The 14,950-nt window shown below is 70.2% G+C and carries 13 protein-coding genes; 4 read left to right on the top strand and 9 right to left on the bottom strand.

The window, feature by feature from the left end; all coding sequences use genetic code 11:
- Positions 1–44: 44 nt before the first annotated feature.
- From EDF46_RS01045 to EDF46_RS01025, 5 genes are all read right to left on the bottom strand, one after another.
- Positions 45–1,847 carry a penicillin-binding protein 2 gene (locus EDF46_RS01045; protein WP_233579743.1) on the bottom strand — a complete coding sequence of 601 codons (1,803 nt, stop codon included), beginning with the start codon at positions 1,845–1,847 and terminating at the stop codon, positions 45–47.
- Between the two features lie 16 nt (positions 1,848–1,863).
- Positions 1,864–2,475 carry a hypothetical protein gene (locus tag EDF46_RS01040; RefSeq protein ID WP_123504427.1) on the bottom strand — a complete coding sequence of 204 codons (612 nt, stop codon included), beginning with the start codon at positions 2,473–2,475 and terminating at the stop codon, positions 1,864–1,866.
- Positions 2,472–3,425: a 16S rRNA (cytosine(1402)-N(4))-methyltransferase RsmH gene (gene rsmH, locus EDF46_RS01035; protein WP_123504426.1), complete on the bottom strand. Its 954-nt coding sequence runs from the start codon at positions 3,423–3,425 to the stop codon at positions 2,472–2,474. Before rsmH ends, EDF46_RS01040 begins: the two co-directional genes overlap by 4 nt.
- A 102-nt stretch (positions 3,426–3,527) precedes the next feature.
- A complete protein-coding gene (gene mraZ / locus EDF46_RS01030) occupies positions 3,528–3,959 on the bottom strand; it encodes a division/cell wall cluster transcriptional repressor MraZ (RefSeq protein ID WP_123504425.1) in 432 nt (143 codons plus the stop codon).
- Between the two features lie 220 nt (positions 3,960–4,179).
- Positions 4,180–4,590 carry a DUF3040 domain-containing protein gene (locus EDF46_RS01025; protein WP_123504424.1) on the bottom strand — a complete coding sequence of 137 codons (411 nt, stop codon included), beginning with the start codon at positions 4,588–4,590 and terminating at the stop codon, positions 4,180–4,182.
- A gap of 190 nt (positions 4,591–4,780) precedes the next feature.
- Here EDF46_RS01025 and EDF46_RS01015 point away from each other — a divergent pair, with 190 nt between their 5' ends.
- On the top strand, positions 4,781–5,902 hold the full coding sequence (locus EDF46_RS01015; RefSeq protein ID WP_123504423.1) for a polyprenyl synthetase family protein: 1,122 nt from the start codon (positions 4,781–4,783) through the stop codon (positions 5,900–5,902).
- Positions 5,903–5,937: 35 nt separating this feature from the next.
- On the opposite strand, the gene EDF46_RS01010 is transcribed toward EDF46_RS01015, so the two are convergent.
- Positions 5,938–6,294, bottom strand: a complete 357-nt coding sequence (locus tag EDF46_RS01010; RefSeq protein ID WP_123504422.1) for an Rv2175c family DNA-binding protein — start codon at positions 6,292–6,294, stop codon at positions 5,938–5,940.
- 169 nt (positions 6,295–6,463) lie between these two features.
- Here EDF46_RS01010 and EDF46_RS01005 point away from each other — a divergent pair, with 169 nt between their 5' ends.
- Both EDF46_RS01005 and pknB read left to right on the top strand, forming a co-directional pair.
- On the top strand, positions 6,464–7,780 hold the full coding sequence (locus EDF46_RS01005) for a LysM peptidoglycan-binding domain-containing protein (protein ID WP_233579742.1): 1,317 nt from the start codon (positions 6,464–6,466) through the stop codon (positions 7,778–7,780).
- A 168-nt stretch (positions 7,781–7,948) separates the two neighbouring features.
- A complete protein-coding gene (gene pknB / locus EDF46_RS01000) occupies positions 7,949–9,952 on the top strand; it encodes a Stk1 family PASTA domain-containing Ser/Thr kinase (protein WP_123504421.1) in 2,004 nt (667 codons plus the stop codon).
- A 169-nt stretch (positions 9,953–10,121) separates the two neighbouring features.
- Here pknB and EDF46_RS00995 read toward each other — a convergent pair whose 3' ends face one another.
- The 3 genes from EDF46_RS00995 to EDF46_RS00985 form a co-directional block, all read right to left on the bottom strand.
- Positions 10,122–11,453 (bottom strand): class II 3-deoxy-7-phosphoheptulonate synthase, encoded by a 1,332-nt coding sequence (locus EDF46_RS00995; protein ID WP_123505138.1) that lies wholly within the window; start codon positions 11,451–11,453, stop codon positions 10,122–10,124.
- 99 nt (positions 11,454–11,552) lie between these two features.
- On the bottom strand, positions 11,553–12,242 hold the full coding sequence (locus EDF46_RS00990) for a 1-acyl-sn-glycerol-3-phosphate acyltransferase (RefSeq protein ID WP_123504420.1): 690 nt from the start codon (positions 12,240–12,242) through the stop codon (positions 11,553–11,555).
- A gap of 36 nt (positions 12,243–12,278) precedes the next feature.
- Complete coding sequence (locus tag EDF46_RS00985; protein ID WP_123504419.1) at positions 12,279–13,247, bottom strand: ROK family glucokinase; 969 nt, start codon at positions 13,245–13,247, stop codon at positions 12,279–12,281.
- A gap of 109 nt (positions 13,248–13,356) precedes the next feature.
- Between EDF46_RS00985 and EDF46_RS00980 the strand changes: the two genes are divergently transcribed.
- Positions 13,357–14,715, top strand: coding sequence for an AMP-binding protein (locus tag EDF46_RS00980; RefSeq protein WP_158614126.1), 1,359 nt, complete (start codon positions 13,357–13,359; stop codon positions 14,713–14,715).
- The last annotated feature ends 235 nt before the right edge of the window (positions 14,716–14,950 follow it).

Here is a 14,950-nt window from a genome sequence, read left to right as displayed (position 1 = left end):
GCCGTGGGTGTCGTGCTGCCAGGTGGCGTGCTGCCAGGCCTGTGTCACCACGTGTCTGGCAGGTCGGTGGCCGGCGTGGTCGACGGCTTCACCCGGTAGGTCTCCAGGACCTGGGACATTATCTCGCGGAAGGCCGGAGCCGCCGCGAACGAAGTCTTCAGCGTAGTCGGCTTCGTGAAGGTCACGAGCACGACGTACTGGGGGTTCTCGGCCGGAGCGATGCCGGCGACCGAGATCACGTAGTCGTCGCCGTATCCGCCCCCGGGCGCGTCGGCGATCTGCGCCGTGCCGGTCTTGGCCGCGACGTTGTAGCCCGAGATCGGCGTCATGCCCTTGAGCGTGCCCTCGGGGATGGTGTTCTCGAGCATGTCGACGACGTCGCGCGCGGCCTTCGTCGACACGACGCGCGTGCCGCTCGTGCTCGGCTTGTCGATGACGGTCCCGTCGGCCTGCTTGCAGCCCTTGACCAGGGTGGCCGGCATGCGGACTCCGCCGTTCGCGAGCGTCTGGTATGCGCTGGCGATCTGGATCGCCGACGTGGCGATGCCCTGGCCGAACATCGAGTTGATGTCGGTCTGGCTGTCCCAGCTGCTCGGCGTGCCCAGCTGGCCGACCGTCTCTCCCTGGAAGCCGACCGCGGACTGCGAGCCGAGGCCGAACTTCTTGAGGTAGTCGTAGCGCGTCTGCTTCGAGAGCCGCTCGCCGACCTGGGTGATGCCCACGTTGGACGAGTTCGCCAGGATGCCCGCGAGCGTCAGGTGCTCGGTCTGGTGGAACTCGGCGTCGCTGATCCGGCCGCCCCACGGGAACGTGCGGCTGTAGGGGACGGTCTCCGGCGTGCCGGTGTTCGCGACGCCCTGGTCGATGGCTGCGGCGGCGATCAGCGACTTGACCGTCGAACCGGGCTCGTACGAGTCGGTGAACGCCTTCGAGCCGAGGTTCGTGACCGGCGTGCCGTCGACGTCGTTCGGGTCGACCGAGTCGGAGTCGGCCACGGCGAGGAGCGATCCGTCGGAGACCTTCATGACGATCGCGGTGCCCGACTGCGCGCCGAGAGCCGTGACCTGCTCATCGAGGTCCTGCTGCACCTGGTACTGGAGGTCTTCGTCGATGGTCGTCATCAGAGTGCCGCCGTCGACCGCCTCCTTGGTCGTGACCGTGCTGCCGGGCAGCTTGACGCCGTCGGCGCCGCGCTCGTAGGTCTGCTCGCCGTTCGTTCCGGCGAGGCACTTGTCGTACATGTACTCGAGGCCCTGCTGCGCGCCGTCGGTGCCGAGGAATCCGACCAGGTTGCCCGCCACCCCGCCGTTGGGGTAGACCCGCGAGGTGGTGCGCTGCGGGGACAGCCACGAGATGCCGAGCTTGACGATCCGGTTGTAGGAGTCGACGTCGACGGCGCTGGCGACCTTCGCGTACAGGCTCGTCTTGTCGGCCGTCAGGGCTTTGAGCACGGTCGAGGACTTCTGCCCGGTCGCGGACGCGATCTGCTTCGACGCCTGCGCCAGCGTGTAGGTCGTCTTCACGCCCTTCTTGGACGTGACGCTGTAACCCGCCTGCGCGTACTTCGGCACGGCGAGGATGTCGTAGCGGAGGACGGTCGCCGCGAGCACCTTGCCGTTCGTGTCGAGGATGTCGCCGCGGTCGCCGTAGAGCGTCTGCGGGACGCTCCTCTTGTCTTGGCTGTCCGTGTTCAGCGACGCGGCCTGGACCACCTGGATGTCGACGAGGCGGACCACGAAGATCGCGACGAGCGCGAAGATCACGATGCCCGCGACCGTCGCGCGACGGCGACGACCCCGGTGCGCGATCGCGGCCGGACTCAGCTTGCCTCGTCGGGCGTTACTCACAGAGCATTCCTCACCGCTAGCGGGTCTCTGGTGCCGCCAGCTCGTTCGAATTCGACGGTACGGAACCGGTGGCGGATTTCACGTCTGCCGCGCCCGTCGTCGACGAAGAGTCGGCCGAGTCTTTCGCCGCGGTGCTCTTCGTGGACTTCGTCACGACGGGAACGCCCTTGAGGAGGCTGTTCGCCACGAGGTTGTCGCTCGTCGCGGCGTCGGAGGCCGCGGGAGTGGGCGTGCCGAACACCTTGAGCGTGTTCAGGTCGAGGTAGACCGGGTTCTGGTTGCGGACCATTCCGAGGGCTGTCGCGTTGTTGGCGATGTTCTGCGGCGACGACAGCACCTGCAGCTTCTCGGAGTACTTCGCCTCGGACCGGTTCAGAGTCGTCTGCTCGTTCTGCAGCGCCGAGATCTGGTACGCACCCTGGCTCAGGGCGATGCTGATCGCGAGCTGGGTCAGGAGCAGCACGAACAGCGCCGCGGTGGCGATGAGCGCGTAGACGAGCCGGGGTCGCGCGCGGCGCTGGGCCAGGCTCGACACGATCTCGATGGGACTGCGGCGCGGACCCAGTTCGTCGAGGACGCTCTCATCGGGCTCGAGGCCGATCTGCGCGGTGGCGAGGGTGGTGCTCATGCCTGTCTCCGGATTCGCTCGGCGGCGCGCAGCCGCACGGGTGTCGCACGAGGGTTGACGTCTTTCTCCTCATCGCTGGCGAGCTCGGCGCCGCGCACGAGGAGGGAGAACTCGGGGCGGTGCTCGGGCAACTCGACCGGCAGCCCGCGGGGGGCCGTCGACGTCGTCCGTGCCGCGAGCTCGCGCTTGACGAACCGGTCTTCGAGCGACTGGTAGGCGAGCACGACGATCCGCCCGCCGACCGCGATGCGGTCGAGGGCGGTCGGAAGGGCCGACTCGAGGGATGCCAGCTCGGCGTTGACCTCGATGCGCAGGGCCTGGAAGACGCGCTTGGCGGGGTGGCCAGCGCGGCTGAGGGCGGCCGGGGTGGCCTCCTGGAGAAGGTCGACGAGCTCGCCGCTGCGGACGAGAGGCGTGTCGGCACGACGCTCGACGATGCGGCGGGCGTAGCGCGGAGCCAGCTTCTCCTCGCCGTACTCGTAGAAGATGCGGCGGAGCTCCGCCTCGGAGTACGTGGCCAGGATGGTCTCGGCGGTCGTGCCCTGGGTCGGGTCCATCCGCATGTCGAGCGGGGCGTCCTTCGAGTACGAGAACCCGCGGTCGACCTGGTCGAGCTGCAGCGAAGAGACGCCGAGGTCGAAGAGGACCCCCGTCACCTCCGGGATGCCCAGCCCATCGAGCGCGCGGCCGATGCCGTCGTACTCGGTGTGGACCAGCTTCGCGCGGTCGCCGAACGGGGCGAGCCGCTCCCCCGCGATCGCCAGGGCCTCGGTGTCGCGATCGAGCCCCACGAGGGTGAGCTCGGGGAAGCGCGACAGCATCGCCGACGAATGGCCGCCCATGCCGAGCGTGCAGTCGACGACGACGGCACCGGGCGTGGAGATCGCGGGGGCGAGGAGCTCGAGGGTGCGCTCGAGCAGGACGGGAACGTGGATCTGGTCGTCTGCCATGAGTGACGGAGTCTGATTCCTCGGCCCTGATCCCCATCCATCCCACCTGGCACCGGGGAAGGTGTGCCAGGGGTGGACGGCTGGGAGTCAGGGCCGAGGGCGTCAGAGGAGCCCGGGGATCACCTCCTCCGTGGTGTCGGAGAAGGAGGATTCGTGCTCGTCGTAGTAGCTGTTCCACGCCGCGGTGTCCCAGATCTCAGCCCGGTTGCCGGCGCCGATCACGGTGAGGTCGCGGCTGAGGCCGGCGTACGCCCGGAGGTTCGCAGGGATCGTCACACGGTTCTGCTTGTCGGGGATCTCGTCCGAGGCGCCGGACAGGAACAGGCGGAGGTAGTCGCGGGCCTGCTTGCTCGTGATGGGCGCCTTGCGGATGTTCGAGTGGACGACTTCGAACTCGCGCTGACTGAAGACGTACACGCAGCGCTCCTGCCCACGCGTCATCACGAGGCCGGAGGCCAGCTCGTCGCGGAACTTCGCAGGAAGGATGATCCGGCCTTTCTCGTCGAGGCGCGGCGCGTAGGTACCGAGGAACACTGCACGTCACCCCCACTCGCCCGCCGTTTCCTCCACTTTACTCCACACTGCGCCACCAAAGCGATGCCTTGACCCGAACGGGGGGCCGATGACATGCAAAAACCCCGCAGACACAAGGGTCTGCGGGGTGGAGGAAAATGGAGTGAATCAGGCGTCCGAGGCGCGTTTCACCACAAAAAAGGACCGACCCGGAGGTCGGCCCTTTCAGAAGAAGAGGAGGTCAGCGTTCGTCGCCGCCCTGGCGGCGGTCCCAGCGATCGTTGAGGCGGTCCATCATGCTGCCGCCACCCGCCTTGCGGCCATTGCGCCCGGCGGAGCCGCCCGGAGTGGAGGACTGGGGAGGGACCGGTGCAGGCCCGAGGGAGCCACGTCGACGGGGAGGAGCAATAGCGAAGAGGGCACCCGCGAGAAGGAGGATGAAGCCCGCGACGCCGATGAGCGGCTGGCGGAAGGCGACGCCGGCGACGACGACGGCGACACCTGCCAACGCACCGAGGATGCCCACGACGACCAGCGTGTAACTCGGTCGTCCTCGACGCGAGTTCATGGTGGTGACGAAGTCGGAGTCGTTGTTGTAGAGGCTGCGCTCCATCTCTTCGAGCAGCCGCTGCTCCTGTTCGGAAAGAGGCATCTTGATTTCCCTTCAGGCTGAGCCTCTTCAGGCGGAGCCCCTTCGGGCTGAGCCTCTTCAGGCAGAGCCCCTACAGGCTGAGCCTGAGACTGGTGGTGCTGGCACGGAATCGCCCGGTCGGACCGGTCGTTTCGTGCGCGGCTGGTAGCTACCGATCTTACGACCGCCAGCTGTGGTTAGGCTAGGCGGCGTGGCTGAGAGTACGCGGTTAGTAGACGTCGTTCAAGACCGGATCGATACCTTCCTCCGGGGACAGCGTCCGCATCTGGACAGCATCGGCTCGGACCTCGACCCCTTCTCCCGTTTCTCGGCCGATCTGCTGCACGGCGGCAAGCGGTTCCGGGCCCTCTTCTGCTACTGGGGATGGCAGTCCGTCGCGGGTCTGGCCACCAGCTTCGACCCGCTCTCCAGAGGCTCGGGTCGAGAGGCGCTCGCGAGCGTCATGACGGCGTCGGCCGGCCTGGAGTTCTTCCACGCAGCGGCGCTCGTGCACGACGACATCATGGACAACAGCGACACCCGTCGCGGGCAGCCGGCAGCCCATCGCCGCTTCGAAGGCCTTCACCGCGACGAGTCATGGCTCGGCGACGGCGAGGCCTTCGGGCGCAACGCCGCGCTCCTCTTCGGCGACCTCCTCCTCTCGTGGAGCGACGAGCTCGTCTCGGAGGCGTTCGACTCGCTCGAGTCGCGCGCGGCCGCCCTCGCGGCGCGGCGCGAGTTCAACCGCATGCGCACCGAGGTGACGGTCGGGCAGTACCTCGACATCCTCGAGGAGAGCGCCTGGGGCAGCGTCGACGACGAGCTCCTGCTGTCGAGGGCGCAGCGCGTCATCGTCTACAAGTCGGCGAAGTACTCGGTCGAGGCGCCCCTGCGGATCGGCGCGGCGATGGCCGGGGCCGAGACGCCGGTGCTCGACGCGCTGAGCGCCTTCGGCCTGCCGCTCGGCATCGCCTACCAGCTGCGCGACGACCTCCTCGGCGTCTTCGGCGACCCGCAGGTGACCGGGAAGCCCGCCGGCGACGACCTCCGCGAGGGCAAGCGCACCGTGCTGATCGCGACCGCGCGGGCTACCCTCCCCGCCAACGCGGTCCGGCTGCTGGACGAGCTGCTGGGAGACCCGGAGCTCGACGACGACCAGGTCCAGATGCTGCAGGCGACGATCCGCGAGTCGGGTGCTGTCGACGCGATCGAGGAGTCGATCGCCGAGCAGGTCGAGAAGGCGCAGCGCGCGATCATCTCGGCGCCCCTGTCGGGCAGTGCTCGGCAGCAGCTCTCGCAGCTGGCCGAGACCGTCACGGCCCGCAGCGCCTGAGGGCGTCGTTGCCGCGGGGGCGCCAGCCCGACAGATCAGAGCATCGACTGCGCGACGCGCCGCACCTCGGCCTTCCGCCCCGCCTGAAGCGCCGCGACCGGGCTCGTCCCCAGCGCGTCGTCGTCCGACAGAAGCCAGTCGAGGGCCTCGTCGTCGGTGAAGTGGTTGTCGGCGAGCACCGTGAGGGTGCCGCGGATCTCGTGCATGGGCTCGCCGTCGACGATGAGCACCGCGGGGATCTTGCGGACGCCGTCGACCCGGGTAGCGATGAGCACGTGCTCTTCGAGGAGGCGCCGCACGCGGCTTGCGGTGGTGCCGAGCTTCTCCGCTGCATCGGGGAGGGTCAGCCAGGCCGTGTCTGCGAACCAGGGTCGCGTCGAGAGTTCGGTCACCCCTCAAGAGTGCCACGGGTTCGCGGGGGCCGGTGCCCCTCCCCCGCTTTGGGGCCCGAGTCACATCAGCCACACCCGCCTCATGAGTTGACTCGCCTATACAGGTGTGTCACGGTTGACGACGTCGACACGCCGGTCGGGCGCCGTCGGATCACACCAGGGGACATCAATGACCGAACAGGAACGACCCGCATCCCGCACGGCCGCGTACCGGATCGGACGCGGCATGCTCGGCACCGTCCCGATCGTGCTCGCCTCGTCGATGCTCGTCAGCGCGAACGTCACCGGACCGCTCCTGGCGGCCGACCACGTCCAGCCGCACCAGAAGCGCCCCGGCGTCAGCCCCGACCCAGTAAGGGCGACGGAGTCGACCACGTTCGACCTGACGGCCGTCACCACCGACACGCCCGACGTCGAACTCGCCTCGGCGCACATCGAGACGGCCTCCGCACCCACCACCTACTCGGTCAAGAAGGGCGACACGGTCTCGAGCATCGCCGGCCGGTACGGCCTCTCCACCGCGTCGGTGCTCGCGATGAACGGCCTGAGCTGGAAGTCGACGATCTACCCCGGACAGACGCTGCACCTGTCGTCGGCCAAGGCGAGCGCCGGCACGACGACGAAGAGCACCGCCTCGACGACGAGCGCCGGAGGCCGCTACACCGTGGTACGGGGCGACACGCTCTCGTCGATCGCCGCGCGGCACGGTGTGACCACGGCCGCCCTCTTGAAGGCGAACGGCCTGGGGCTCGCCAGCATCATCTACCCCGGACAGAAGGTGACGATCCCGGGAATGGGGACCACCTCGAGTTCCAGCGCCCCCTCTGCCTCGTCGTCGAGCTCGTCGAGCTCGTCGAGCTCGTCGAGCGCGCACTACGTCATCCGGTCGGGCGACACGCTCTCGTCGATCGCCAAGGCGCACTCGACCACGGTCGAGAAGCTGATGAACGCCAACGGCCTCAGCTGGACCAGCACGATCTACGCCGGCAAGAAGCTGACGATCCCGTCGAAGGCGGCGACCGTCACGGCGGCCTCGACCGCGACCAGCCCCGTGCAGAAGTCGGGCTCGGTGCCCGCGTCGGCCCTCGACGCCGAGCAGCGCGCCAATGCCCGCACGATCATCGCCGTCGGACGGTCGCTGGGCGTCAGCGACTACGGCATCGTCATCGCCCTCGCGGCGGCGGCCCAGGAGTCGAGCCTCTACAACCTGTCGTCGGGCGATCGCGACTCGGTGGGGCTGTTCCAGCAGCGGCCGAGCCAGGGCTGGGGCTCGAGGAAGCAGCTGCTCGACACCGCCCACGCGGCGCGGCTGTTCTACGGCGGATCGCACAACCCGAACGCCGGGTCGACGTCCGGGCTGCTCGACGTGCGCGGCTGGTCGCGCATGACCGTGACGCAGGCCGCGCAGTCGGTGCAGCGCTCGGCGTACCCGACGGCGTACGCCAAATGGGAGCGGTCGGCGCGCATCTGGCTCGCGAGCCTGTAGGGGCTGCCCGCCGATCGCCCAGAACGGGACAATTCGACGCCGAGAACGCCCGGATCTGGGCAACTCGCTGTCGGGATGGCCCGGATCCGGGCAACTCGCACATAACGGTTTGACCCTCGGCGGTGAGCCGCGGCTGGCGGTCGCCTCGCTTTCCGTAGCATTCTCGGCGTGAGCTCCAGCCAATCCGACCCGATGATCGGCCGTCTGATCGACGGTCGATACCAGGTCCGCTCACGCATCGCCCGCGGCGGCATGGCGACGGTCTACCTCGCCTCTGACCAGCGGCTCGAGCGCCCGGTCGCCGTGAAGATCATGCACGGCCACCTCGCCGACGACGAGAACTTCAAGGAGCGCTTCATCCAGGAGGCGCGCTCGGCCGCCCGGCTGGCGCACCCCAACGTCGTCAACGTCTACGACCAGGGGCAGGACGACGAGTCGGCCTACATCGTCATGGAGTACCTGCCCGGCATCACGCTGCGCGAGCTCCTCCAGGACCACCGCGTGCTCACCGCCGACCAGGCGACCGACATCCTGGAGGCCGTGCTCGCCGGTCTCGCGGCCGCCCACCGCTCCGGCATCGTGCACCGCGACCTCAAGCCCGAGAACGTGCTGCTGGCGGACGACGGCCGCATCAAGATCGGCGACTTCGGCCTCGCCCGCGCCGCCTCGGCCAACACGGCCACGGGTGCGGCGCTGCTCGGGACGATCGCGTACCTCTCTCCCGAGCTCGTGACCCGCGGCATCGCCGACACGCGCAGCGACATCTACGCCCTCGGCATCATGCTCTTCGAGATGCTCACGGGCGAGCAGCCGTACAAGGGCGACCAGCCGATGCAGATCGCCTACCAGCACGCCAACGACACCGTGCCGATGCCGAGCTCGGTGAATCCGCGCGTTCCCGCCGAGCTCGACGAGCTGGTGCTGTGGGCGACAGCCCGCGACCCCGACCAGCGGCCCCGCGACGCCCGCGCCATGCTCGACCACCTGCTCGAGCTGCAGCGCGGCGGCGGAGCGCCCACGGGCATCCAGAAGACCATGGTGCTGCCGGCCGCGATGGCGCCGGTCGGCCCGGCCCCGGCGCAGAGCACCGGGCCGACGTCCGGCCCCGGCTCCACGGGCGACACCCTGATCCTCGCGAAGGGCCGCCACCGCACCGGGCCGGTCCTGCCCGCCGGAGCGCCGACCGACAACGCCGCCGCCCTGACCCGCAAGGCGCGCGCCCGCCGCCGCCGCGGCGTCGTCTGGCTCGCCATCGTCATCGTCCTCGCCCTCGTCGCCGGCGCGGTCGGCTGGTGGTTCTCGAACGGCCCGGGCGCCCACGCCGTCGTCCCGTCGATCGCGAACGCCAGCGTCGCGCAGGCGACGTCGACGCTCGAGGGCGACGGCTTCGCGGTCAGCTCCCAGCGGGTCAAGCAGTTCGACCCCGACATCGCCATCGGCCAGGTGCTCGGCACCCGGCCCCGCGGCGGCGCGACGGTGGCCAAGGGCGCCAAGGTCGTGCTCGTGATCTCGCAGGGACCGCAGTCGCTGCCCTTCCCCGCCGTCGTCGGCGAGGCCGAAGACACCGCGAAGTCGCAGCTCGGCTCGTTCACCGTAGGCGACTCGACCTACCGATTCGACGGGTCGGCCGCTAAAGGCACCGTGCTGTCGGTCGCCGGCAAGAACTCGGCCGGCGACACCGTCGACCTCGGCTCGGCCACGACATACAAGGAGAAGCGTCCGGTCACTCTCACCGTGTCGCTCGGCGGAGTACCCGACGTCACGGGCAAGGCGCTCTCTGACGCGCAGTCCACGCTCGAGGCCGTCAACCTGCAGGGCGTCGAGGCGTCGAGCGAGTACAGCGACAGCGTGCCCCAGGGTCAGGTGATCCGCCAGGCGGCGGCGGCCGACGGCGCGGTCGTCGAAGGCTCGACGATCGACCTCGTCGTGTCGAAGGGGCCGCAGCCGATCACGGTGCCCGACGTCACAGGCAAGTCGATCCGCTCCGCCGAGGAGCAGCTCACCGGGCTCGGCTTCAAGGTCGCCTACAAGGCGTGCACGCCGGCAGCGGCCTGCGTGCTCGTCAACTGGAAGTCGCTGCTCACCGTGTCGAGCTCCGACCCCGGCGCGACAGCGACCGGCTTTCGGGGCGACACGATCACGCTCAAGTACAACGCGTTCGGGATCGGCTAGGCCGGAGGGCCGGCCGCCCGAAATTCAAGGAGATTCTCGGCCTCGTCCACGGCGCGACAGCGATCTCGGGCCGCTGCGGCAAATATCTCCTTGAATTTTGGCGGGGGGCACGAGACGAGACCCCCGCCGACCGGTGTCGACGGGGGTCTCGGGGCTGGGCGCGGCGCCGCTAGTTGTTGCCGGCGAGCTCTTCGGCGACGAGGAACGCGAGCTCGAGCGACTGCATGTGGTTCAGGCGCGGGTCGCAGAGGCTCTCGTAGCGCGTCGCGAGGGTGGCCTCGTCGATGTGCTCCGAACCGCCGAGGCACTCGGTGACGTCGTCGCCGGTGAGCTCGATGTGGATGCCGCCCGGGTGGGTGCCCGCGGCACGGTGCGACTCGAAGAAGCCCTTGACCTCGTCGACGATCTCTTCGAAGCGCCGGGTCTTGTAGCCGGAGGGCGTCGTCATGCCGTTGCCGTGCATGGGGTCGCTGACCCACAGCGGAGTCGCGTCGGCGCCCTTGATGGCCTCGAGCAGCGGCGGCAGGGCGGCGCGGATCGTGCCGGCGCCCATGCGCGTGATGAATGTGAGACGGCCGGGCTCGCGCTCGGGGTCGAGCTTGTCGATGAGCCGCATCATGTCGTCGGGCGTCGTCGTCGGGCCGAGCTTGACGCCGATCGGGTTGCGCACCCGCGACAGGAAGTCGACGTGTGCACCGTCGAGGTCGCGCGTGCGCTCGCCGATCCACTGGAAGTGGCTCGACAGGGCGTACGGGGTGCCGGTGCGCGAGTCGATCCGGGTCATGGGTCGCTCGTAGTCCATGAGCAGCGCCTCGTGGCAGGTGTAGAACTCGGCGCGCTTCATCTCGTCGAAGTCGGCGCCGGCGGCCTCCATGAATCGGACGGCCTTGTCGATCTCTTTGGCGAGGTGCTCGTACATGACGTTCGCGGGGTTCGAGGCGAAGCCCTTGTTCCACGAGTGCACCTGGCGCAGGTCGGCGAACCCGCCCTGGGTGAAGGCCCGGATCAGGTTCAGCGTCGAGGCACTGGTGTGGTACCCGCGGACGAGGCGCGCAGGATCCGGCTGCCGTGACTCGGGGGTGAAGTCGTACCCGTTGATGATGTCGCCGCGGTACGCCGGAAGCGTCACGCCGTCGCGGGTCTCGAAGTCGCTGGAGCGCGGCTTCGCGAACTGGCCGGCCATGCGGCCCATCTTGATGACGGGCACGCTGGCGCCGTAGGTGAGCACGACGGCCATCTGCAGGATCGTCTTGACCCGGTTGCGGATGTTGTCGGCTGTGGCGTCGGCGAAGGTCTCGGCGCAGTCGCCGCCCTGGAGGAGGAACGCGTTGCCGGCGGCCGCCTCGGCGAGACGGGCGCGGAGCGTGTCGACCTCGCCGGCGAAGACCAGCGGCGGGTACGTGGCGATCTCGGCCGAAGCCGCCTCGACGGCCGTCGAGTCGGCCCACTGCGGCTGCTGCTTGATGGGGAGCGTGCGCCAATAGTCCAGTCCTGCGATCACGTCGGGATCGGCGGAGATGACTGGGAAATCGGTCTGGAGCACGGTGTCCTCAATTAGGTGATGGCAGGTCGTCGATCAGTCGATCTCGACCAGGGGAGCCTATCGCGAAAGGACGGCTCGCCTCTCCTTGACCGAAGACGCGTAGACGTCGGCGTATTCCTGCCGACTGAGGGTCGCCAGCTCGTGCATGATCTCGTCGGTGATGGAGCGCAGGATGAACCGGTCGCCCTCCAGACCCTCGAAGCGGCTGAAGTCGAGAGGCTCGCCGAAGACGACCCCGATGCGGTGCAGGTGAGGCCGCTTCGAGCCGGTGATCATGACCTTCTGGGTGTCGATCATGGCGACGGGGATGACGCGGACGCGACCCTCGAGGATCATGCGCGCGACGCCGGTGCGACCGCGGTACAGGCGCCCGTCGGGGCTGCGCGTGCCCTCAGGGTAGATGCCGAGCTGCTCGCCCCGGGCGAGCACGGCGAGGCCGGTGTTGAGCGAGGCCTCGGAGGCCTTGCCGCCAGAGCGGTCGATCGAGAGCTGGCCGGTGGCGTTGAAGAACAGCTTGGTGAGCATGCCGCGCACGCCGCGCCCGGTGAAGTAGTCGCTCTTGGCCAGGAACGAGATACGGCGCTCGAGCACCAGGGGCAGGAAGATCGAGTCGACGAACGAGAGGTGGTTCGACGCGAAGATCACGGGGCCCGACTCGGGCACGTGCTGCTTGCCGACGACCCAGGGCCGGAAGACGGACAGCAGGATCGGCCGGAAGAGGAACGTCTTCATGATCCAGTAGAACATCGGCGGTCTCCCTTGGCTGCGTCGGGCGTAGGCAGTCTAGAGCTTGGCTGCGTGCGTGCGGGCCAGGTCGGCGGCACCCACGACGCCGGCGTCGTTGACGAGCTCGGCGATGACGAAGTCGGGCTCGGGGTGGAAGCCGCGGGCTGGGAGATGCTCGAGGTAGGCGTCGCGCACGGGCTTCAGCAGCAGCTCGCCGGCCTGGGCGACGCCGCCGCCGAACACGAACAGCTGCGGGTCGAGGATCACGCTGAGCGACGCGCACGCCTGGCCGAGCCAGGTGCCGAGCTCGGCGAGGGCCTCGAGCGCGCCGGGGTCGCCTGCGGCCATGAGGCCGGCCACGTCGTGGCCGGTCAGCTCGCCGTTCTTCACGCGGATGTCGCCGAGCGCCTTGCCGGTCGCGCCGCCGCGGTCGGCGACCTCGCCGGCCATGCGCAGCAGGGCACGGCCCGAGCCGTACTGCTCGATGCAGCCGCGGGCCCCGCAGCCGCACTCGAGGCCGCCGGGCACGATGCGCATGTGGCCGAGCTCGCCGCCGGTGCCGAAGCCGCCGCGGAACAGGCGGTCTTCGGTGACGATCGCTCCGCCGACGCCGGTGCCGATGGTGAGCATGGTCATGTCGCTGACGAGGCGGCCGGCTCCGAAGCGGAACTCGGCCCAGCCGGCCGCGTTCGCGTCGTTGTCGATGGTGATGTCGAGGTCGAGCTTCTCGGTCAGGCGCGCGCGGAGAGGCTCGTTGCGCCACGGGATGTTCGGCGTGTAGTAGACGGTCGACTGGGCGGCGTCGATGAAGCCGGGCGCGGCGACGCCGGCGGCGATCACGTCTCCCCCGGAGGTCGGCGCGACCTGCTGAAGCTCGTCGATCATGGCGACGACCGCGTCGACGATCGCCTGCGAGTCGTTGCCGGTGGGGGTCGGAACCCGCCTCTCGGCGACGATCTCGCCGAGCTCGGTGACCACGCCCCCTGCGATCTTCGTCCCGCCGATGTCGATTCCGATTGCCTGCACGAGCAATCACTCTACCCGGCGCGGCGCGGGCAGAGGGCGGCCCCGCCACGGGTCCGGACGGGTGGCCGCTACAGTGGAACGGCCCGACCCCGGGCGAGAGGAGCTGCCCGTGGACGACCCCGTCGAGGCCGAAGTCTCACAACCGGCGCTCCTGCCCGACGGCACGATCGGCGCCCTGGTCGTCCCGGCTCTCGAGGCCGCGCCCGAGGCCGCTCTGATCGGGATCCCTGACGCGTTCGGCGGGTGGTTCGATCTGACGGCGGGCGAGTTCCTGCATCGGGCTCGCTCTCTGGCGTCCGGATTCATGGCGGCCGGGCTGCAGGCGGGCGACGTGATCGCCGTGCTCAGCACCAGCCGGTTCGAGGTGGCCCTCGTCGACCTCGCCGCCGCTCTGGCCGGCGCCGTCGTGCTCCCCCTCTCTCCTCTCGACGGGCCCACCGAGCTGCTCGCCGTGCTCGAGGAGACCCGTGCCCGCGCCGTCGTCGTCGAGACGGTGCGCGACTTCGCCCGGTTCGACGAGATCCACGGCGACCTGCCCCTGGTGGCCGAGGCCTGGCAGATCGGCCTCGGCGACCTCGACAAGCTCGCCGAGCTCGGCGCCGGGATCAGCGCGCAGGAACTCGCGGCTCGCGCCGCGGCCGTCGACCCCGCCGCCGTCGCCGCGCTGATGGCCGACTCCGCCGGCGTCGTCGTCGAGCTCACGCACGCCGACCTGGTGTCGCGGGCCGTCGAGCTCGGCCTCGCCCTGGCGGGGTCGGGGGCCGTCGACGGGGAGGACGCCGCCGTGCTGCAGATCCTGCCGGGTACAGACGCCTTCGCCCGCGTCACGACGCTGCTCGCCCTCTCGACCGGCTCGCGCCTGGGCCACCTCGCCGACCCGGCGCGGCTCATCGAGTCTCTGGCGTCGTTCCGGCCGACGCTGCTCGTCGCCCGCCCGGCGACCTACGAGGCCGTCGAGGAGGCCACGCTCGCTCGCGCCGAGCAGACCAGCCGGGGCCCTGCGCTGAAGCAGGCGCTCGAGGTCGCGGTCGAGCACTCGGCCGCGCTCGAGGCCGGGACCGTGCCGCGCGGGCTCAAGACCCGGTTCGCCCTCGCCGACGCGCTCGTGCTGAGGGGCCTGCGGAAGGCCGTCGGCGGCCGCGTGCGCGTCGTCGTGTCGTTGGCCGACGAGGAGTCGCTGCCGCTGCGGCTGCGGCACCTGATGCGCGCGCTCGACGTGCGACCCCTCGAGGCGCTCGGCGGAGTGCGGACCACCGGCCCGGCCCTCGTCGAGCGGTACGACGACGCGTTCGAGCGGCCCGTCGGCGGCGTCGGCGCCCCGCTCGCCGGCGTCGAGGTGGCCGTCGGCCCCGACGGCGGCATCGGCCTGCGCGGAACCGGCGTCGTCCCGCCCGACGGAGCCGACTGGCTCGACACCGGCCTCGTCGGCGAGGTCGAGGGCGGTCGGGTCTTCCTCGCCGACCGCTGACTCGCCTGGCGGCTTCGCCGGGGTCGGCCGCACGCCGAGATGGCCCCCGCCGTCGCCGAGCCTCCGGCAGCCCGACGCCCACGGCCACCTCGCGCAGCCCGGCGCCGGCCGGCACCGCGTCGCCGCGCCGCGCGCACGCGCCGAGATGGCCCCCGCCGTCGCCGAGCCTCCGCCGACCCGACGCCCACGGCCACCTCGCGCCCCGGCGCCGGCCGGCCTGACGTCGCCGCGCCGC

The organism is Frondihabitans sp. PhB188 (assembly GCF_003752365.1).
Classification (GTDB): Bacteria; Actinomycetota; Actinomycetes; order Actinomycetales; family Microbacteriaceae; genus Frondihabitans.
This window is presented reverse-complemented; position numbering and strand designations above follow the sequence as displayed.